Origin of the sequence: Parabacteroides sp. B2-S-102, assembly GCF_023656665.1 — a bacterium.
Classification (GTDB): Bacteria; Bacteroidota; Bacteroidia; order Bacteroidales; family Tannerellaceae; genus Parabacteroides; species Parabacteroides distasonis.
In genome coordinates this window covers 164478-186701 of sequence record NZ_JAMOKM010000001.1, presented here as the reverse complement: position 1 = coordinate 186701, position 22224 = coordinate 164478, and the positions used below count along the sequence as shown (strand labels likewise).

The window sequence follows — 22224 nt, the reverse complement described above, 5'->3', positions numbered from 1 at the left end:
CATCTGGCTTATCGACCAATACAATGATAAATAAAACCAGCTTCCTCTATCTCAACCTTATCATAAATATTACGTCCATCCAAAATTAAAGGTGTTACCATTAATTTCTTGATCACAGACCAAGAAGGCATCCGGAATTCTTTCCATTCCGTAACAATCAACAAGGCATCTGCATCCATCACGGTCTCATAGATATCCTTTCCATAAGAAATAGTTCCTTTAGGTAAACGTCTCCGAGCTTCAGGTATAGCAACTGGATCATAAGCCGTAATCTTGCACCCTGCCTCTTTTAGTTTATCGATCAATATCAAAGAAGGGGCTTCACGCATATCATCTGTTTCTGGCTTAAATGCCAATCCCCATATTGCAATACGCTTTCCATTGATATCACCACCAAAATGCGTCATCAATTTCCGGTATAAAATGGATTTTTGCTCCTCATTTACAGCCTCAACAGCCTCTAATATACGCATTTTATAACCACTATCAAGGGCTGTCTTGACAAGCGCCTTTACATCTTTTGGGAAACAAGAACCTCCATAACCGCAACCTGCATATAAGAAACGACTACCTATACGAGCATCAGTCCCGATACCTTTCCGGACCATATTCACATCTGCCCCGACAATCTCACATAAATTCGCTATATCATTCATAAAACTGATCCGGGTAGCAAGCATTGCGTTAGCCGCATACTTCGTCATCTCCGCTGAAGGTACATCCATAAAAATTACCCGGAAATTATTCAATAAAAACGGACGATACAATTTAGACATCAATTTCTCGGCACGTTCAGATTCCACACCGACCACTACACGATCCGGACTCATAAAATCCTTGATCGCCGCCCCTTCTTTTAAGAACTCTGGATTGGATGCGATATCAAACTCTATATTTACATTTCTCAACGCTTGTTCTTTCTTGATCGCTTGTTTTACTTTCTGGGCTGTGCCTACAGGAACCGTACTTTTAGTGACAACTAATATATATTTATTCATATAACGCCCAACAGTCCGAGCAACCTCCAAGACATATTTCAAGTCTGCGCTGCCATCCTCATCCGGAGGGGTTCCAACGGCTGAAAACAGAACTTCCACTTCATCCAGACACTCTTTAAGCTCTGTCGTAAAGTGCAGACGTCCCGCTTGCATATTACGAGTTACCAATTCGTCCAAACCGGGCTCATAGATAGGGACTATCCCGTTCTTTAGGTTATCAATCTTATTCTTATCGACATCCACACAAAACACCTCCGTACCCATTTCCGCAAAACAAGTACCTGTAACCAAGCCTACATAGCCTGTTCCAACTATTGCTATTTTCATATTATATCAATACTAATGTTCCAAATGCTTTTAATAGAAGCACAAAAGTAAGACTATTCCAAGAATTACACATACCTTTGAAGGCTTTTCCTAAAATACAACATAAGTTTTTTTCATATCACGCACTTAGAATGCCAGACATCAAATATTTTATGTTGTAGAATCCATCTATTTCAAATCGGTAGCGTCTCGTCCCAAGGTCGAGTTAAACAAAAATTTAAGACCATAACTTTCAATCATATTCCAGATAAAGTCCAATTTCCAAAATCATCTATTTGAAAGCATTGACCTGTTACTCACAATATATATCTGAATACAAACATCTTAAACGACCAAGTTTCCATTAATTATGCGAATTAGCGAAAAAATAATAAGAAACATAGGTTATCGCTGAGCACCATAAATATTTAGTAGAGAAAGGACATCATGAGAAGAACCAAAAATATTTTTCAAGATTATACATTATTAACCCAATATATCAAATTTATAATATAAATAAAACTATATTTATAGCACTAATATAAACCTAAAATTAACGATTATGTCTACCCAATCCATTTTAACAGCAGTGAACAATAGTTGGCCGGAATTTAATCCAAGCTCGTTCAGTCCCAATCAAACGTATGTAGTTACGACAACAAAAACATTAACTAGTAATGTCATATTGTCCGAGAATATTACGCTTATCTTTGCTGGAGGTAAAATAGCAAGCAATGCCTCCAATACCACAAGAATATTAAAAGGTAACAATACCCATATAATCGCACCTATCAGTCTAATTTTTGAAAAGGAAATACAATTGGATGGTTCTTGGATTATGGATAGAGCTTACCCACAATGGTTTGGGGCAAAGAACAATGATGAAAATACAGATTCTTCAGATGCCATCAATAAAGCGATACAATTTAAAAGGGTTGGAGAAGTCTTCTTACCCAGAGGTCAATATTACATAAATAAAACCATCAACGTTAAAGTAGGGATAATCCTACGAGGAGAAAAAGCATATACATATAAAGATACCAATAATACAAGTCAAAATGATTACTTAAACCAAGGTACTATTATATCTCCAAGACCTAATAGTGGATTGAGTTTTTCTGGTAATTTCTTAGTAAAAGTAAATGTAAGTGGAGATAACCCTGAAAATGGGACATGGGAATATGCTTATACTGAATATCATACAGAGATAAGTAATATTTACTTCTGTAATCTTAATTCTAGCATTAAGAATTTACGCGGTATCTTATTTGCAGGTTGTATAAATATACAATATTGTAGATGGAAAGGGTTTGTCCAGGCCGTAGCATCCACACATCAAAATTATTCCGATGGAAAATCTATTATTCATTGTCATTTTAGTACAGAATATGTCACACATACTCAAGATCTATATGCTTTTGATTTGCAAGGCATGGGGGATGCTCTTTTATTTAAATATAATATGATACAACCAAATGGAAAATGGATTGACACAAATAATATTCAACATTTTTTAGGAGGATTGGCTTTGAATCAAAGTTTGGGAGCGGAGATATGTGACAATATAATAAATGCCAATATTCTTATCAAAAATTCTAAAGGAGTAATTTTTCAAGCAAATCATTGTGAAGGAAAAGAAACTCAATTACGAATAATGTGCAGTTCGGCCATAATATCAAGTTGCTATTTTGAAAAAGGCTCTGTACCTAGTATTAGCATACAAGATCCAACTGCTAACAATTATGATATTTCTAACATATCTTTAGAAAACATAGTTTTTGCTTATTATGAAAATGAATACGAAGATGAAAATAAAACACAACCGAGAAACATAGAAAGATATGATTTACAGACAGATGGAAAAGTAAATCTCAGTATAAAAAATTCTTTTAGGCATTGGGTAGAAAGAGATTGGATAAATAGATCCGCTCCATATGGAATGGAAATATGTAATAATGATGTGTCATCATCCCCTATTGACAAATTTAATAATCACAGTTATTTACTTTCAAACAGAGGAGCCTTAACGACTGGCTTTAGCGTAATCCAAGATCATGCTGTATCCACCAAGAACTTAACAATGAGTGGTGCAACCAATAGCCATGTTGATTGGCACAAAGATCCTGGTACCTATTCTTATTCCGCAAATATAGTTTGGGACAAAACCAGAAAGTTAACAACCCCTATATCTTCCACATTTACTGTTGAGAATATATCTAATTTTGGAGTTCTAATCACTCTTTTCGGAGGTGATACTTTTGGATACCACACATTTATACGTATTTTTAGGACAAAAGGAACTAGTAGTAGCTTCGAATACTGCGATGTTGCTTTATGTGGCTGTAAGCACCTGTATGACAATGGAAATTCAATATGTGGATTTGAGTGGAAAACTGGAAGTCAAGAAAAGCAAGTTGGGGTTATCCCGAATGGAGCAATACAGTTCTCAGGAGACAATATTATTTGCAGAAGCACTTCGTATCCAGTTGTAGGTACATGGACTGATGGTGACATTATCTATAATACGGGAACTACCACTCCGACTCTATGGATACGTGTCAATGGAAATTGGATCGCAAAATAAAACCAGATTGGAAGGTTCCGGTTTCACAAGAAATCTTTTACAAACAGAAGTATAAACTGTATGGGTAAAAGATATGCAGTATTTACAAAATTGTTATGTGTTAGACTTAATCTATAAGAGTACATCATTAAAAGCAGTCAAAGGAATATACGACAAATGTATTATTTATTGACTGCTTTACATTTTAAGCATAAAATTATGCCCTTTTCAATAGACATTATATATGGGCAGTAGAAAATCTGTGGGGATAGGCGTATCAGTTAGCCATGCGAAAAAGGTATCTTAGTTTCATTGGGAAAGTATCCTAAGTTCATTGGCGAAGTATCTTAGGTGTATGGGGCGATGAAGATACGATACTTTTTTCATGAGTATCTTGTTTGAGTATCGGTGTCGTCATACGCGACTACCGGCGTGGGCTGTAAGGACTACTCGTGCAGATTCTAAGCTCTAGTGCTTATCGCTTGTGCCGATACGGATGAAATTCACGTCGATCAAAAGGCTAGGGATAGCTAACTGATACGCCTATCCCCACAGATTTTCTACTGCCCCATTATACAGATTAAATTGCTATATGGCTCATTTTGGGACTGATTCTAAAGTTGTGCAAACTCCAAGCTTAGAGCTCTCCAAGTAAATAACCTATCACTTCCCAACTCGTAGGCTTGCGGTTACCCCTAGCCGTAAGCTTATGGCTTGACAAGCCGTAAGTTATTCACTTAACAAGTCTTGAATAAGGCTGGATTTTAGGGAATAAATAGTAATTTGACTGTTAGCCAGCTTCACCGGAAAAGTAAGTTTAGTTACTTGAACATTTCAATAAACTTATTTTGCCAACTATGTCTTTTTCTGAATTCCTAGACAACGATTTGTCCTGCAGCCATACCACGCCACACATCATTCAAGTCTTTAGCCTATAGATATTCTTTTTTGTATACTTAACGGCATTATCATGGGAAAGAGCAAACATGACAACATTATTTATGTTTCATGTTTATACACTACATATCAAAGGATAAGAGTCGTAAAATCAGAGGTAAGTAAACAAAAGTACAGCTAAAGCAAGGAGGTTTCAAGAATTATATATAACTTTGACGGCGTAAACAACATAAAAGATAACATAATCTAAATGTGTTCAATATAAATTATGATGCAAGACTTCATAAACAAACATTTTTTCAATCTATACATATTTACACTTATTTTTGGTCATATTTTCTACGGTACAATTGGTTTTGATTATACAGATGAGATATGTGCCTTATTTCTTGTTTTCTTATATGGGTACAATTTATTCAAGAACCCTTCTTGGGATATCAATAAGGTATTTTTAGGCGTTATCTGTATATTCATATTTTATCTTTGTTATTCATTATGGATCAAAAGTAATGTCAATGCGGCAATCATATCAGATTTCATTATACAATTCAAGCCTTATCTGGCCTTCTTCTGCGTATATTCCATATTACCCATTTTCTCCGAAAATCGCAAGAAAATATTACGTTGGATCGCTGTTTCCTGCTGGTGTTTCCAATTAATACTGGCAATCACTGAAATATTCGTACCACATACGCTATCTGGTACAATGGGACACTCAACCTATTTCGCTGCAGGTGTAATAGCAACATCGTTATGTTTCCTGTTTACAGGTAATTTTTCCATGAAGGAGAAATTTATATTCCTAGGAATGCTATCCATAGGGCTTCTATCGGGAAGATCTAAATTCTACGGTTTTTATGCATTATCCGTATTCATGGCCTTATATTTCTCAAATATCAAGAATTTCAAGTTAAACTTGAAGAATTCATTGATCATCATCATTATGCTAGTAGCGATCATTGCAGTCGCTTGGCAAAAAATTTATTTTTATTTCTTTCAAACTCTTACTAGTGATGTCGATAAAGATATGATCGCACGCTATGTATTATACGCTACATCTCCACAGATCCTCATGGATTATTTCCCCTTTGGAAGTGGTTTTGCTAGTTTTGCGACATACTCCTCTGGAGAGTTCTATTCCAAAATATATGTTCAATACGGAATCGAGAATGTGTGGGGCATGAGCCGAGATTTTTATAGTTTTATAGCAGATACATATTATCCTTCATTGGCACAGTTTGGAATAATCGGTATCATTTTATACATTTCATTTTGGATCTACATCTTAAAAAAAGCAATCTCGTTCAATAAAGGATACAAGCAAACTAAATTATTAACAATCGTTTTACTTATCGTGGCATATTTTGCCATCGAAGGAACTACAGACTCAACATTCACTACGCATCGGGGTATCTATATGCTCATGACTTTAGGGCTAGTCCTTGCGGAAATGAAAATAATCAATCAACATAATATTCTCACAAATCATGAAGATACTGCAAATCAATAAATATTTCTATCGCAAAGGTGGTGCGGATACGGTTTTCTTCAATACAATTAAGCTATTGGAGGATCATGGGCATACAGTCATTCCTTTCAGTCTTCAACACGATAAGAATGAGTTATCTCAGTATGATCACTATTTTGTGAATTATCCCGAATTGTCAGCCTCTAGCCTAATCAATCGTCTTATACATATCCCTTCTTTCTTCTATAACAGAGAAGCGGCTCGTAAATTAGAGGAGCTTATCCGGATAGAAAAGCCTGATGTCGCACATATTCACCTAATGTTCAACAGTCTGTCCATATCTATATTGCCCGTTTTAAGGAAATATAATATACCAACAGTCATGAGTGTACATGATTATCGGCTAGTTTGTCCTGCATATACATTTACAGATGGAAACGGAAACTATTGCGAACGTTGCAAGGACAAACATTACTATCATTGTATCACAAACCGTTGTTCCAAGAAAAATCTCATAAATAGCACAATGCTTTGTATGGATAGCTATTTAAGATCATTTTTCTTTCCTCCTATACAGCATCTAAGCAAGTTCATTTTTGTAAGTAAATTTTCGATGAACAAACATATACAAATAGATTCTAGATTTCAAAAGAAAGCAACTTGTTTATACAACTTTACCCCTTCCATAGAAAACAAGCCAAAGAAAAAAGGAAACTATCTTTTTTTCTTTGGAAGGATATCGGAAGAAAAAGGTATACCAACCTTATTAAAAGCAATATGTAAATTACCAGATGTTAAGCTAAAGTTAGCAGGAACAGGTCCGTTACTAGATAGCCTCAAGGCACAATGTCCACCCAATGCGGAATTTTTGGGATTCAAGCAAGGTAAAGAATTGCAATCACTTATACATGGTGCTTCTTTCGTCATCGTTCCTTCTGAATGGTACGAGAACAATCCCATGACAATAATTGAATCGTATACAATAGGTACACCCGTCATCGGAAGTGATATCGCAGGCATCCCGGAACTGATTGATGAAGGAGATACCGGATTTACGTTCAAACCAAAATCTCCAGAAGACCTACGCTCTGTGATTAGCAAAGCTTTAAATATCAATGAAGAGCGATACGAAGAGATGGTTAAGAATTGTAGAGCATTCGCTGAAACCAATTTCTCAGAGACTGAACATTACAAAAAACTAATATACATTTATCAATCAGTTATAGAAAAGCAAAATAATTAGTATGAAAAGATTGTATGTATTTGGGACGAGAGGATTCCCTAACGTACAGGGAGGAGTAGAGAAGCATTGCGAACAATTATATCCCGAATTGTCAGATAAATATCATATTACCATATTTAGGAGAAAAGCTTTTCTTCCAGTAGAAAGAGATGGTGAATTGAAATTACCATTTCAATTCATTAATCTGCCTTCCACACGCATCAAAGGATTTGAATCTTTTTATCATTCCTTCTTATGCACATTGTATTGTATAATCAAAAGACCTGATTTAGTACATATTCATAATATTGGACCAGGCATGTTTATTCCCTTATTAAAATTAACTCGCATAAAGACGATATTAACCTATCACAGTCCTAATTATGAACATCAAAAATGGAATTTTTTAGCTAAGAAAATTCTAAAGGCAAGCGAATGGCTCGCTACGAATTGGGCTGATGCCATCATATTTGTCAACAAAAAACAAGTAAATCGTTTTAAAACTGCCATAAGAAATAAATCAACATATATTCCTAATGGTGTGCACATTCAATCAAGAACTACCGCCACGGATCGAATCGAGAAGCTAGGGATACAACCGAACCATTATGTATTGGCTGTTGGACGGATCACCCAAGAGAAAGGATTAGATTATTTAATCGACGCCTTCCTACAATCTAAACATAAAAATATAAAATTAGTCTTGGCAGGAGGCATCGACCATGCATCAAGTTACGCAAAAAAAATTATTGATAAGGCTAAAAACACAGATATTATTATGGCAGGCTATGCAGATGGAGAATATCTCAGACAGTTATACTCTAATGCGTCCTTATTTGTCCTTTCATCTTATAATGAAGGTTTTCCTTTAGTCCTTCTTGAAGCCATGAGTTATCACTTGCCTTTGCTGGCCAGTGACATACCGGCGAACAAACAATTAAATCTAGATAATGACTCTTATTTCGAAACAGGAAACATCTCAGAACTAGCTAATAAGCTTACTTATAAACTATCCGGGACGAATTCGGTTTCCTATGACCTTAGTGAATATACATGGACTAGAATTGCCTATTTGACCAATACGGTTTATAGAAAAGTGTTAGATTAATATTTTACTATAGACCGTATTCCTCATATAATTCAGCCAACTTTCTTTCATTTGAAATCCAAACTCTCTCGTTAAAAGCATAAGCACGTGCCTTTGAAGCATATATTTCACGACTCTCCATATACGATAAAATACGTTTATGAAGTGCCATAAGTTCATTATCCGAAGGTTGCACCCCATCAAGTAAAAATCCGCATCCCGATTCTTGGATCAAGACAGGAGCATCTCCAGAATATTTAGTAGCCACTACCATCGCCCCTGATGCTAAATATTCTGCCGTTTTTGTAGGAGAAGCGTTTATATTCACCAAACTTTTCTGACGCAAAACAAAGCCAGCATCAACAATAGATAAAAACAAAGGCACCTTCTTATAAGGTAACCCTTTGCAAAGATAATTACCCGTCAGTAAATTCAGTCGATTCATGAATGGGCTTAAATCCCCATTAGTATATATGCATAAAAAATAACGAGGATCAAGTTGTCTCAAACGCATGAAAAGATCCAAAGTCTCCTCTATACATTGCCATCTATGAGTTCCCCCTAAATAGCACAACACTATGCGTCCTTCCAAACCTAGCTCTTTTCTTAGCTCTTGGCTCGCACATACATTTACTTCTTGAAAGATATGTTCGTTGAAACTACAAGGTAATACTGCGGTTTTTCCCTCATAAGGATAATATTCTCTTAAATTCATAAGAAGATTGTTTGAAACTGCAATAACTTTTTGCGATCGCTTAAGTATATATCGAATATCCCTTATTGTTTTCTTAATATATTCCCTCGAATGTCCATTCATCTCTAATTCAGGTACAGGATCCGCATGAAAATCAGTAAAAACAGGAATAGTCCTATCGACGAAACGAACACAAGAAGCCGACAATGAAGTCTCAATTTGTATAAGTTCAATCCCATACCTCTTCACAATCCACCAAGTATATAATGCACGATATAGCGCCGCAATACCAGTTAACCCCAAACGATCAGGCAAGGTATATATAAAAAAACATTTTACATCCATCGGAGCATTAGCTCGCTCCTTTCGTAAGGCTGAAAAACCTCTTTTATAAAATGCTAAAAAAAAGACTTTCAATCCAATCTTCTGCAAAGATTGAGCCATATTCAGCACCCTAACCTTGTCGCCAACTTCTTCTCCCAAAGGATAGCCATTATGTATCAAAAGTATTTTTCGTTTCATCTTTTAGACCTTTAAAATAATATCAACTATTCTCACACTTGTCTTCCCGTCACCATAGGGATTGAGGGCCTTTGCCATCTGTCCATAAACACGCTCATTTTCCAATAGCTCAGTAACGTTATTTACGATACAGTCAAAGTCTGTCCCCACTAACTTAACAGTACCAGCTTCTACCGCCTCTGGGCGCTCTGTCGTATCTCTCATCACCAAAACAGGTTTTCCCAAACCAGGAGCTTCCTCTTGAATTCCACCGCTATCAGTAAGAACCAAATAAGAATGATCCATCAAATAGACAAAAGGTAGATAATCCAAGGGCTCTATCAAATAAACATTGGGATATAACAACGAATGATCCGCCCCAAAGATTTCCATAATAGGTTTACGTACATTGGGATTCAGATGCATTGGATAGACAAAATCCACAAATGGATATTTCTCCGCTAAATGGCGGATAGCCATACAAATATTAGTAAAGCCCACCCCAAAATTTTCCCGACGATGCCCCGTAATCAAAACCAACGGTCTTCTTCTCTCATTCCAAGCAGAAAGCAATGAGTCATCAAGGCCAGCCCTTCGCAAAGCAGAATTAACCCCATTCATTATCATACAATCCTCTTTCACTTGCTTTAAGACTATATGTAAGGCATCTATTACAGTATTACCTACAACATGAATCTTATCATCCGGGATTCCTTCAGCCAATAAGTTCTGTCGGCTTAAAGCGGTTGGTGCAAAATGCGCAGAAGCGATACGTCCGGTAATCTGACGATTCATTTCCTCCGGCCAAGGGCTATAGATATTATGAGTACGCAAACCAGCTTCCACATGACCAACAGGAATTTGCCGATAGAAAGCAGCTAATGCTGCGGCTGTAGAACTTGTCGTATCCCCATGGACCAAGACTAAATCAGGACAGATCTCCGCTAACACATCACGTAAACCTAATAAGACCAAGGAAGTGACGTCATATAAGTCTTGGCCTTGCTTCATTATGTTAAGGTCATAATCAGGAGTGATTTTAAATAAGTCAAGCACTTGATCCAGCATTTCACGATGTTGTCCCGTAACACAAACAATCACGTCTAATAGATCATGATGTTTCTGGCACTCTTTTACCAATGGTGCCATTTTTATAGCTTCAGGTCGTGTACCAAACACGAACATAACTTTTTTCTTCATAACCTTAATCCTCAAATTGAATAAAATTAATATGCGTAGTTATCTCTTCTTCAGAAGGTATTCTCATATAATCACCATATTGGGCACGCAACATTTCCTCATAATTATTGGGAACATAAAATTGTTTTCCTTCAAACTCTAGTTTTTTCAAAGGAAATAACCATTCCTTTTTAAATTGAGTATGAAAATAAGAACCTAAAGGATAACTAAGGTACTTAGGTGAAAGCAATGATGACGTAAAACTAAAACAAGGATATAGAACATTTCTTGTAATGCTTCCCCAACCTCTTAACGCCCAATTTCTCAGTGTAGTCCGTTTACCTTTCACTAAGTTAACCAAGCGGGTTTGTGTCTTATCGGATATAATATGAAAAAAAGGCAGCGCAGGTTCCAAATAGAATAGATCAATATAGATACCTCTATATTTATATAAATGATCATTATCGTTATTCTCTTGAATTAACGTACCATTCAATCTTAATTTTTCATAAGGAGCTATATAATTACTATCCGTATCATTCGCTTGTAAAGAATAAGTAGCATCTTGCTCTTTCAACAATATTGAATGTAATCTATCCAAATCTTTTTTCAGAAAAACAATATCCAAATCATCATCCCATGGGATAAAACCCTTGTGCCGGACTGCTCCTAACAAAGTACCACCAGACAAACAGTATTTTATGTCATTATCCTGGCAGATCTTATCAATATACACTAACATATCAAACATCTTCATTTGATGCTTCCTCAAAGCAGTTCCTGCCGCATTAATTGTATGAATGTTCATAACATCTTCATTTTGCTTTTTTAACCAACATATAAAATTGCTCTTTGAAACGGACAATTCCGATCAAAACAAGAAACAAGACCATTAAGATATTACCAATAGTACCCCCCGAATAGTAAACAAACAAAGATATTGTTAACATCACACTTAGAAATAAAAGAGTGTTTCTATCAAAATGGACACAAACTACAGAGCGAATCAGATATATACGCATAATCACATTTACTAAATAGCTGATCACGATCGCTAAAGTAGCCCCCAATAAACCCCAACGTAAAACAAAAAAAGGTACTATCACTACGTTCAGTATACAAGCAGAAAATGTAGAATAAACTATGATCTTTGTTGCTTTCAGAGCGGCATAAATCTGTCCCATAAAACCGCTTATAACATTGATAATCGCAGCAAGAATACACATAGGAATAATATATTTAGCGGATTCATAAGAGTTTGCTACCATATAAGGAAATATCAGATTAGACACATGGATCAGGATAAGAGCACCCAAACCAACAAAATCAACGAGTAAGTTCATTGCCTTACTATAAAATATACCAAGGGATTCCCTATCCTCATTACCTTTTCTAAAAATAAGTTCTTGCCAAGCCAAATTAAAGCAAGTTGACAATAGATTAATAATAAGGCCAAATTTTACCGCTACCATATAAATGCCATTCTCCTTCAAACTAAGCATAGCCGAAATAATGACATTTGAATATCCCGTTAAAAACCAATAAGCCAAAGAATTCAAAGACAAAGGCAAAGAGAATAGAAAAAGAGATTTTAACAGAGTCTTATCATAATATTTAAATGACACATAATTAAATATATGTAAATTATATTCCAAAATCCCGACTTGCAGAAATAAACCACAGATAGCAGCTATATAGAGAACCTCAATATCTCCTTTTGTATAAATCAAGCCAACAACACTCACTAAGCTTGTCACAAGCGTACCCAAAACTCCTGAAATAGCAAAAACTTGATTTAGCTTCATTGTCCTAGCTAAATAACCAAATAAATTATTTAAAACTAGACCAACACCATATACATAAATATAACCAAGAAAACGTATCTCCCCAAAAATTCCAGCTATAATCGCAATTAACGTATATAGCACGAATGAAACGCAGAAAATAATAATGCCATTTGATACTGGTCTATTAGAATCATCTAATCCTTGTTGATCAAAAACAAAGCGCATAATACCAACATAGATATCGACGAAAAGAAAAGTTACCAATAAATTTAAATACGTATTTGCCACATCATAATAACCTAACTCTTCAGGAGGCAAATAATCAGTATAGACAGGCAATAAGATGAACATTATTATTTTAGATAAAATATTACCTAAAAAATAAAGCCCAAACGATTTCACAAATGTATTCCTAACACCCATCACTTTCGTTTTATAGACATCCAATATTCCGGACGATTAGAAATTAAACCTTCAATCCAATCATACTGGTTCTCAGACATTGATGATATATCATCCACAGTATACACTTCTATTGTTTTATTTATCGCCTTTATCTTATCGACAATGTCTTTATTCATCATTTGATAATCCAATATCATCCCATCCATTAGATTATAAGAGAGACGAGGAAGAGCTGACGGATCATCTACATTATATAACAAGTACTTTAATCGAACTTTCTCGTTTTTTTCTGATATACGAACTAATGTATGATAATCAAAACTAATTATTGATACAGCATTATAACAGTCATATTTTTCTAACAACTTTAATAACTGAAGTTCAATAGATTTAGAACCTTCCTTAATTTCAATATATAACTCAACCTTCATATCCACTAATTGTAAAACATCATCTAAAGTTGGAATAACTTGATCTGTCAAAGTTCCTTCAAATTCTAATGAAAATGCAAGTATTTCTTCATAAGTCATGTCTTTTATCTTTCCGGAACCATTCGTCACCCGATCAATATTGTCATCATGACAAACAACAATCGTAGAGTCTTTACATAACCGGATATCAATTTCAATAGCATCAACACCTAAATTTATAGCATTAGCAATCGCCGCTAAACTATTCTCAGGATATTGAGTAGTGCCACCTCGATGGGCTATGATCCTTAAATCTCTTATCTTCTCAAGATCAATCTTATCACACCCACACAATACTATTAAAAATGAAAATAACCAAAAACACCTACACATATATTCACTTCATCTTAAACTACCTTTTGTTAAATTCCGACTTTAAAGCAATGAATTGTTCCTTAATAAATAAAACTCCTACGGGTAATATTAGTGTAAAAGCTAATATCCCCAAAACTGCAAATAATTTGCGGGGAGCTACTGGGCGTTGCTTTACAAAAGCTGCATCAATAATACGAGCTCGGTCACGTTGATTATTTATAGACAAAGCTATCTCCTCACGTTTCTGTAATAAAATCAAATATACCGCCTGATAAATTTCTTGCTGACGCTTAAAATCCACATATTCCTTTTCCACAGAAGGCACGGATTCCATTTTATCTAAAATAGCTTTCTCTTTAGACCTTAAATCCAGTAATGTCAAAGAAGAACTTTTCTTCGCATTTTCTATTGATAAAAATACACTTGCTCGCAATTGATCAACTTGTTTATTAACCTTCCCTATTAACGGATTATCATTCTTAGAGGTTTGCAAAATCTTCTCTCGTTCCAATAAAGCCTCATTATATAGTGCTATAGGATTTCCTTTATCTCCCCCTTCTGATGAATTCAACAAGGAAGGAACTAAATTATATTTATTTCTAGGATCCTTAATATATTCATCCATAAAGACTAAGATCCTAGATTGTGCCTCTACTTCTATAATCTTACTTCGAAGGTCTTTCATTTGTTCCGCATAAAAAGGGACATCAAATTCAATATCCGTCATTTTATGCTTGGTCTTGTATTGTTCGATCATAGATTCAATTTTATTCAAATCAGATATAACTCCCTCAATGCGAGAATCCAAAAAAGTTATAGATTCAAGACCTTCCTTCTTTTTAGCTCCAGATTCTTGCTTATTATATAAGTTCATTAACAAATTAAGCATATCCATTCCACGCTGTGTCTCATAATCCCGATAAGTAAATTCTATAACATTCGAACTTTTAGAATATTCCTCAATAATAAGTTCTTCGGCCAAATCTTCAGCAATCCAAGTTGCTGGGGAAACCACCACATCTTGAGAATAAGGCCTCATATCCACATTTTTATAAGACAGAGTAAATTTATTCCCCTCAAAGTCAATATCCGCTGGCAAAGAATCAAAAAACAATTCTTCCTTTTTATTATCAGACTTCGCATCAACTCGTACTTTTCCTTGTTTATCTATATTAATACGAAAAGTTATACGAGATGATAGATGCTCATTGGTCAATGAGTCTGGAGTTAACAAAACCGGAACATTTTCATACATCTCATAATTATAACTATACGGCCTTTTATAGCTAACGTGAAGCCCTAAGTCCGTAACCATCCGAGTTAGCAAATCATTGGATAATAACTTAGCCAGTTCATCATCCATCATTATGGAACTTCCGTTTCCACTACCCAAACCAAAAGATTTCATCAAACCGGCTGCTTCTCCCAGCCCTAAAGAACCAGACCCCAATTCTTTATCTTCTTGCAATTGAATACGGGCCATAATCTCATATGTAGTAGGATATAAGACTAAATAAGCGATGGCCAAAGTCGTTGAAAGTATAAAGAAGAATAAAAATAGTTTCCAGTGATGTAGGTATCCAACAATAATTCTTCGTAAGCTGATCGTTTCTTTATCTATAGTTGTATCCATTGATATATTTATTTAGTAATAGCTAAAATGACAGTTGTTATCACAGATATTGCACTTAATATCGAAGAGAAAACAGTTATACTATACTGCTGCGCTTGGCTATAGCGTGAATTCCTTTGTTTAGCTTTATTCGGTTCTACATATAAAATATCATTTTGTTGCATATAATAGTAAGGCGAAGTAAACAATTCCGGATTAGTCAAATCTAAACGTGCAAATGTCTTTACGCCATTATCTTCTCGAATAAGTAATATATTTTTTCGATTCGCATTAATAGTCAGATCACCCACTAAACCTATTGCATCTAAAACACTCATTCTATCATTACGAACAGTCAACGCTCCGGGACGTGCGACTTCTCCCATAACAGAGACCTTAAAATTAGTAATCTGAACGTTTACTAGTGGATCCGTAACATATTTTGAAATTTTCTGTTGTAACTCTTCAGCCAAGCCAAGACAAGTAAAATTTTCCACTTTAACCTTTCCTATAACTGGGAAATTAATGAATCCTTCTTTATCAACAAGATAATTATACATTGAAGCAGAAGCAGCTACTGGAAGATCTCCTTGTTGAGCATACGCATAGACCGGAGGATTAAACGGAGTCACAACTGACGGATCCCATGCTGTCACTGTAATATTCAATAAATCTCCTGGACGGATGATTGTTTTATAGGTTTGACTCATTTGTTCAAGTTTTTCGGGGGTCAAGGCATCCACTCCTTGGAAATAAACCACATCTTTAGGAACAGAACAAGCCCCTAGCAATAAGACAAACAATGCCACTACTGATACTAATTTTACTCTCATAATCTTCGTTTTCTTCAAATAAGGTGCAAATATACGTTTTTTAGTTTGAACATGAGGTCTCAAAAGGACCACAAGTATAAAGATACTTCTATAACGATGCAATTGTCTAGATATTGCTGCATGCCAAATCAAAATTATAGTTGTTTTTACCGCTTTTTCATGATTATTGCGTAAGTTTGTGACAAAACAAAAATATATGGTTGAGATAGGAAAATATAACACGCTGAAAATAGTGAAAGACCTTGACTTCGGGGTTTATCTGGATGGCGGTAACGGGGTGGAGATCTTGTTGCCGAATCGTTACGTACCTAAAAACGTGAAGCCCGGGGATGAGGTCGAGGTGTTTATTTATCATGATAATGAAGGGAGGTTGATCGCTACTACCGCACGTCCTCTGGCAACGGTCGGGGAGTTCCAGTTCATGGAGGTAAAAGACGTGAATAATGCCGGCGCATTTTTGGAATGGGGAATCATGAAAGATTTGCTCGTTCCTTTCAAGGAGCAGAAAATGCCGATGAGAGAGGGGAAATGGTACTTGGTCTATGTCCGGCTGGATCATGTGACAGGACGTATCATGGCATCCGCACGTATCGAGAAGTTCTTGAACAATACCCCTATCGATTACGAGCAGAATCAAGAGGTTCAGTTATTGGTAGCCGACGAGACGGATCTTGGCTATAAGGTGATCATCAATAACCAGCATTGGGGATTGATCTATTATAATGAGGTATTCCAGCGTCTTGAGAAAGGCGAGCATCTGAAAGGCTATATAAAAGAGGTACGTGAGGATGATAAGATAGACGTAAGCCTAACACCGCAAGGCTACCAAAAGGTAGAGGGGATCGCCGGCGTCATTCTGGAAGCGATGAAAACACAAGGGGGATACATCCCGGTACACGACAAGAGCGATCCGGACGTGATCTATTCCTTATTCCGCTGTAGCAAGAAAGCTTTCAAACAAGCGATCGGGGCACTCTATAAGCAACATCTTATCACGCTGGAAGATGGCGGGATACGGCTCGTGAATGAGAAGTGACCCATTTGCACAAGAAAAGTCAATGGAATCCGTTACGGAATCCATTGACTTTTCTTTATAAATCCATTGAGTTAGCGAACGGATTCCATTGACTTTCTAATCCAGCTTCAATACGGCCAGGAACGCTTTTTGCGGAACTTCTACCGTACCGATCTGCTTCATTCGTTTCTTTCCCTCTTTCTGCTTTTCCAGCAATTTACGCTTACGGGAGATATCGCCTCCATAACACTTCGCCGTCACGTCCTTACGGACAGCCTTGATCGTCTCACGAGCGATGATCTTTGCGCCTATCGCCGCTTGGATAGCGATATCGAATTGCTGGCGGGGGATCAACTCTTTCAGTTTCTCGCACATACGACGTCCGAAAGTAACGCTATTATCCACGTGCGTCAATGTAGACAAAGCGTCTACCGGCTCACCGTTCAACAGGATATCTAATTTAGCCAACTTACTGGGACGGAAATCATGTAAATGGTAATCGAAAGAAGCGTACCCTTTTGAAATACTCTTCAACTTATCATAGAAATCAATTACGATCTCGCCCAACGGCAAGTCATAATGAATCTCGACACGATCACCGGAAATATATTCTTGCTTAAGCAGGATGCCACGCTTACCCAGACAGAGTGTCATGATCGGGCCGATATAGGTAGTGTTCGTGATCACGGAAGCACGGATAAACGGCTCGTCGATATGATCAATCAAGGTCGGGTCCGGCAAGCCTCCCGGATTATGTACCTCGATCACCTCCCCTTTCTTTGTATGCACGATATAAGAAACGTTCGGTACAGTAGTTATCACATCCATATTGAACTCACGATCCAAACGCTCCTGAACAATCTCCATATGCAACAAGCCCAAGAAACCGCAACGGAACCCAAAACCCAACGCAGCGGAACTCTCCGGCTGGAAAGTCAAGGAAGCGTCGTTCAACTGCAATTTCTCCAATGACGCACGAAGGTTCTCGAAATCCTCGCTATCGATCGGATAGACACCGGCGAAGACCATCGGCTTCACCTCCTCAAAACCGGCGATCGCGTCTTTAGCCGGGCGAGACACATGAGTGATCGTATCACCGACACGCACCTCCCGGGACGTCTTGATACCGGAAATGATATATCCTACGTCTCCCGTCCGAATCTCCTCACGGGGGCACATATCTAATTTCAATATACCTACCTCGTCGGCGTCATACTCTTTTCCCGTAGCGATAAACTTCACATGGTCACCTTTACGGATCACGCCGTTTACCACCTTGAAGTAAGCGATAATACCACGGAACGGATTAAAGACGGAGTCAAAAATCAAACATTGCAACGGGGCCTCCGGATCACCTTTCGGGGCCGGGACCTTCTCCACGATCGTATTCAAGATCTCAGTCACTCCCTCGCCCGTCTTTCCGCTCGCCCGTAAGATATCCTCACGAGGGCAGCCCAACAGTTCCACGATCTGGTCCTCTACCTCCTCCGGCATGGCGCTAGGCAAGTCAATCTTGTTCATCACCGGAATAATCTCTAAGTCATTCTCTATCGCCATATACAGGTTAGAGATGGTTTGCGCCTGAATACCTTGAGCCGCGTCCACGATCAGCAACGCACCCTCGCAGGCGGCGATAGAGCGGGAAACCTCATACGAGAAGTCCACGTGCCCCGGAGTATCGATCAGGTTCAGTATATATTCTTCACCCTTATAATTATACTTCATCTGGATCGCATGGCTCTTGATCGTAATACCACGCTCACGCTCTAAATCCATGTCGTCAAGGACTTGAGCTTGCATGTCTTTACCTTCTACTGTCTTGGTATACTCAAGCAAACGGTCTGCCAAGGTACTTTTCCCATGGTCAATATGAGCAATAATACAGAAATTGCGGATATTCTTCATCTGCTAAATTTATTTTTAGGTACGCGAAGATAGGAAATTTAGCCTAAATACTATACTTTTGGCATACCATTTGTTGTTAATAGTATATGACAATACAAGAAATAAATAAAGCATACAACCGAATTATCGGTTCATTAGACGAAAAGGAGCTAAAGAACGCGTTCGATTTTCTCCAAGGTTTAATAGCGGGAATACGTGAGTACTCATTCCAAGACAGGTTGAACGAGCTACAAGATACTTATAAATATATGTTGCGATACCGGATCGAGGGGGCTAAAGATCCGATGCAAGACCAGATATACAACAACTTGATCGCATCCAGCTATGAGTTCGCGGATATAGTGAAGCACAAGGCCTTATCGGTAGATTCGCCTCTCTCCTTTTATAGCCGTAGGCGAATGATGCAAAAGGAGCTTACCAACTATGACCAGCTCCACAAGGTTTTGAGAAACGCCTCTTTGGTGAAGATAGAGACTCCGACCGGAACCATTACGGAGCAGCAGCAAATCGAATCCGCCACGATCCTATTATTCAATAAGATCTGGACCTCGAATCCTCTCAATAAGGAAGAAATAGCCTCCATCAGGAACCTATTGAATGACCAAGAGTTGCCTTTTATCATCGGTAGCCAAATCGTATCGGCATTAATGTTGGGATTGCAAGTCGCTTTCGATAAGGAGAAACTGCTATTATTATTCGATGCGGCCAATCTCCAAGAAGATGAGATTCGTTACCGTGCGTTGATCGGGATTCTCCTGACGCTCTATACCTATAGGAAACGTACGGCGCTATATCCGCAGATAGCGGATCGACTAGCGGCTTTATCCGAGGGATTTCCTAATTTTACGAAAGCGATCCGAACGATTACCCTTCGTTTTATCCTAGCCCGTGAGACAGAGAAGATCACCCGTAAGCTACAAGACGAGATCATTCCGGAGATGATCAAGCTAGGCCCTAAAATCAGTCAAAAGATAAACTTAAAGGATATCAATCCGGAACTTCTCGGAAACGAGATGAATCCGGAGTGGCAGAATATGTTATCGAACAGCTCCTTAGGGAAGAAAATGGAGGAGTTCAGCGAGCTGCAACAAGAAGGTGCGGACGTAATGCACTCTACTTTCGTGCACCTAAAGCATTTCCCCTTTTTCCGGGAATTGGGTAACTGGTTCATACCATTCACGACCGAGCATTCCGCTTTTGGCAATCAGTTGAGCAAGAATCAAACGGAAAAGGATATGCTAGATTCCATGACTCTTGCGGCATTCATGTGTAATTCCGATAAATATTCCTTATATTTCAGTATGATGCAATTGCCGGATCAAGCCCGTCAAATGATGATGGGACAATTTGGTAGCCAAGCCTCCGAGATGATTCAACAGACGAAGGAGGAATTGATCAGTAAACGGGGAAAACTGGAAATCATATCCGGACAGTACATACAGGACTTGTATCGTTTCTTCAAACTTTATCCGGGACATCTGGATTTTGATGACATATTTACATCTGCGTTAGACTTTCATAACCTGCCAATTTTGCAGCCTTACGTCAGTGATGAGGAAAGTTTGACAACTATAGCGGAGTATTACCTCCGGAAGAATTACTTCCTTGACGCGCTCACGATCTACAATCGCTTATCCGACGCAAATCAAGAAAGTGATATCTTATTCCAGAAAATCGGTTACTGCAAACAAATGAATGGCGATATACAAGGCGCCTTGGAGGCTTATTTACATGCGGATCTTATCAATCCGGACAGTAAATGGGTTATTCGCCGGATCGCCGGTTGTTACCGTACCTTAAAGCAACCGGAAGAAGCGTTGAAATACTATCATCGTTACGAGGCTTTCAATCCGAATGATTTATCGATCCAAATATGTATCGGCCACTGCCATCTTGAACTCAAGAATTATAATGAGGCGCTGAAATATTATTTCAAGGTAGATTATCTGGACAATAAAAGCACGAAGGCTTGGCGTCCGATCGCTTGGTGTTCTTTCTTGACCGGTAAATACGATCAGGCCCGTAATTATTACAAAAAGATCATGGATAATCAACCCAACACCCAAGATTTCTTGAATGCGGGACATACGGAATGGGCATTACAGAATATAAAGGGAGCGCTTGCTTTTTATAAAAAAGCCGTGGAGAAAGAGTCCGGTGATTTCTCGAAGTTCCAAGAGCAGTTCAATCAAGATATCCCCGATCTTCTTGTAGCGGGAATCGAGGAGGCGGAAGTGCCGTTGATGATGGATCAACTCCGGTATTCCTTGAGCGATATATTCTAACTAGTCATCCAACAATTTGAGAAGACAAGAAAAAATATCGTATGAAAGAGATGATACTAAAGACAAAGCGACTCCTATTAAGGGAATTAAAACAAGATGATTTTGATGATATCTGTAAGCTTTTACAAGATCCGATTGTAATGTACGCTTACGAAGGAGCGTTCAGTAAAAAAGAGGTACAAGAATGGCTTGATAAGCAATTAAGGAGGTATCAAAACGATGGCTTTGGCTTATGGGGGATGATAGAGAAAGGCAGCGGAGAGCTTATCGGTCAGTGTGGTCTCACCTATCAAGAATTCAACGGTCAACAGGTTCCGGAGATCGGTTATTTGCTTAGGGCGGAATACTGGCATAAAGGTTATGCTACCGAGGCCGCCATAGCTTGTAAGGAATACGCCTTCAATATCCTTAACTTCGACAAAGTATACTCCATCATACGGGACACAAATATCCCCTCTCAAAAAGTAGCACTAAGAAACGATATGAGGGAAATCGCAAATTTCATAAAACATTATCGCAATATCGATATGCTTCATTTAGTATTCTGCGTGGATAAGTCATAGTTATCAAGCGGAAAGACTGGGTTTTGAACCTACAAATCTAACCGCTTATATTTCAGCTACTTTGCTTTCAAAATTTCAAATAGGTAACGAAACAGTAACGATTTTCAGATGTTGGGCTT

The 22224-nt window shown here is 37.7% G+C and carries 16 protein-coding genes; 7 read left to right on the top strand and 9 right to left on the bottom strand.

The window, feature by feature from the left end:
• Window positions 1–8: 8 nt before the first annotated feature.
• Window positions 9–1325, bottom strand: coding sequence for a UDP-glucose dehydrogenase family protein (locus NBH07_RS00785; protein WP_009017842.1), 1317 nt, complete (start codon window positions 1323–1325; stop codon window positions 9–11).
• Window positions 1326–1866: 541 nt separating this feature from the next.
• Between NBH07_RS00785 and NBH07_RS00780 the strand changes: the two genes are divergently transcribed.
• The 4 genes from NBH07_RS00780 to NBH07_RS00765 all read left to right on the top strand — a co-directional run bounded on the left by NBH07_RS00780 (window position 1867) and on the right by NBH07_RS00765 (window position 8562).
• The gene (locus NBH07_RS00780) at window positions 1867–3888 is read left to right on the top strand and encodes a glycosyl hydrolase family 28-related protein (RefSeq protein ID WP_009017841.1); all 2022 of its coding nucleotides are present in this window, start codon (window positions 1867–1869) and stop codon (window positions 3886–3888) included.
• A gap of 1819 nt (window positions 3889–5707) precedes the next feature.
• Complete coding sequence (locus NBH07_RS00775; RefSeq protein WP_250833451.1) at window positions 5708–6274, top strand: hypothetical protein; 567 nt, start codon at window positions 5708–5710, stop codon at window positions 6272–6274.
• Window positions 6252–7475, top strand: a complete 1224-nt coding sequence (locus tag NBH07_RS00770) for a glycosyltransferase family 4 protein (protein ID WP_009017839.1) — start codon at window positions 6252–6254, stop codon at window positions 7473–7475. The genes NBH07_RS00775 and NBH07_RS00770 overlap by 23 nt, the downstream gene beginning before the upstream one ends.
• Window position 7476: 1 nt before the next feature.
• Complete coding sequence (locus NBH07_RS00765; protein WP_009017838.1) at window positions 7477–8562, top strand: glycosyltransferase family 4 protein; 1086 nt, start codon at window positions 7477–7479, stop codon at window positions 8560–8562.
• Window positions 8563–8569: 7 nt separating this feature from the next.
• On the opposite strand, the gene NBH07_RS00760 is transcribed toward NBH07_RS00765, so the two are convergent.
• From NBH07_RS00760 to NBH07_RS00730, 7 genes are read right to left on the bottom strand one after another with little or no spacing between them, the layout of a single operon-like run.
• Complete coding sequence (locus NBH07_RS00760; RefSeq protein ID WP_009017837.1) at window positions 8570–9757, bottom strand: glycosyltransferase; 1188 nt, start codon at window positions 9755–9757, stop codon at window positions 8570–8572.
• Between the two features lie 3 nt (window positions 9758–9760).
• Window positions 9761–10936: a non-hydrolyzing UDP-N-acetylglucosamine 2-epimerase gene (gene wecB, locus NBH07_RS00755; protein ID WP_039848713.1), complete on the bottom strand. Its 1176-nt coding sequence runs from the start codon at window positions 10934–10936 to the stop codon at window positions 9761–9763.
• Window positions 10937–10940: 4 nt separating this feature from the next.
• Window positions 10941–11723: a LicD family protein gene (locus NBH07_RS00750; RefSeq protein WP_009017835.1), complete on the bottom strand. Its 783-nt coding sequence runs from the start codon at window positions 11721–11723 to the stop codon at window positions 10941–10943.
• Window positions 11724–11730: 7 nt separating this feature from the next.
• On the bottom strand, window positions 11731–13125 hold the full coding sequence (locus NBH07_RS00745) for a lipopolysaccharide biosynthesis protein (protein ID WP_009017834.1): 1395 nt from the start codon (window positions 13123–13125) through the stop codon (window positions 11731–11733).
• Window positions 13125–13910, bottom strand: coding sequence for a glycerophosphodiester phosphodiesterase (locus NBH07_RS00740; RefSeq protein WP_009017833.1), 786 nt, complete (start codon window positions 13908–13910; stop codon window positions 13125–13127). The genes NBH07_RS00745 and NBH07_RS00740 overlap by 1 nt, the downstream gene beginning before the upstream one ends.
• A 19-nt stretch (window positions 13911–13929) precedes the next feature.
• A complete protein-coding gene (locus NBH07_RS00735) occupies window positions 13930–15525 on the bottom strand; it encodes a GumC family protein (protein WP_009017832.1) in 1596 nt (531 codons plus the stop codon).
• 8 nt (window positions 15526–15533) lie between these two features.
• Window positions 15534–16337 carry a polysaccharide biosynthesis/export family protein gene (locus tag NBH07_RS00730; protein ID WP_009017831.1) on the bottom strand — a complete coding sequence of 268 codons (804 nt, stop codon included), beginning with the start codon at window positions 16335–16337 and terminating at the stop codon, window positions 15534–15536.
• Window positions 16338–16533: 196 nt separating this feature from the next.
• Between NBH07_RS00730 and NBH07_RS00725 the strand changes: the two genes are divergently transcribed.
• Window positions 16534–17373 (top strand): CvfB family protein, encoded by an 840-nt coding sequence (locus NBH07_RS00725; protein ID WP_009017830.1) that lies wholly within the window; start codon window positions 16534–16536, stop codon window positions 17371–17373.
• A gap of 96 nt (window positions 17374–17469) precedes the next feature.
• Here NBH07_RS00725 and lepA read toward each other — a convergent pair whose 3' ends face one another.
• Window positions 17470–19257 (bottom strand): translation elongation factor 4, encoded by a 1788-nt coding sequence (gene lepA / locus NBH07_RS00720; RefSeq protein ID WP_008771820.1) that lies wholly within the window; start codon window positions 19255–19257, stop codon window positions 17470–17472.
• An 86-nt stretch (window positions 19258–19343) separates the two neighbouring features.
• On the opposite strand from lepA, the gene NBH07_RS00715 reads away from it, so the two are divergent.
• A complete protein-coding gene (locus NBH07_RS00715) occupies window positions 19344–21542 on the top strand; it encodes a tetratricopeptide repeat protein (RefSeq protein WP_009017829.1) in 2199 nt (732 codons plus the stop codon).
• 41 nt (window positions 21543–21583) lie between these two features.
• Window positions 21584–22105: a GNAT family N-acetyltransferase gene (locus NBH07_RS00710; RefSeq protein ID WP_005856094.1), complete on the top strand. Its 522-nt coding sequence runs from the start codon at window positions 21584–21586 to the stop codon at window positions 22103–22105.
• The last annotated feature ends 119 nt before the right edge of the window (window positions 22106–22224 follow it).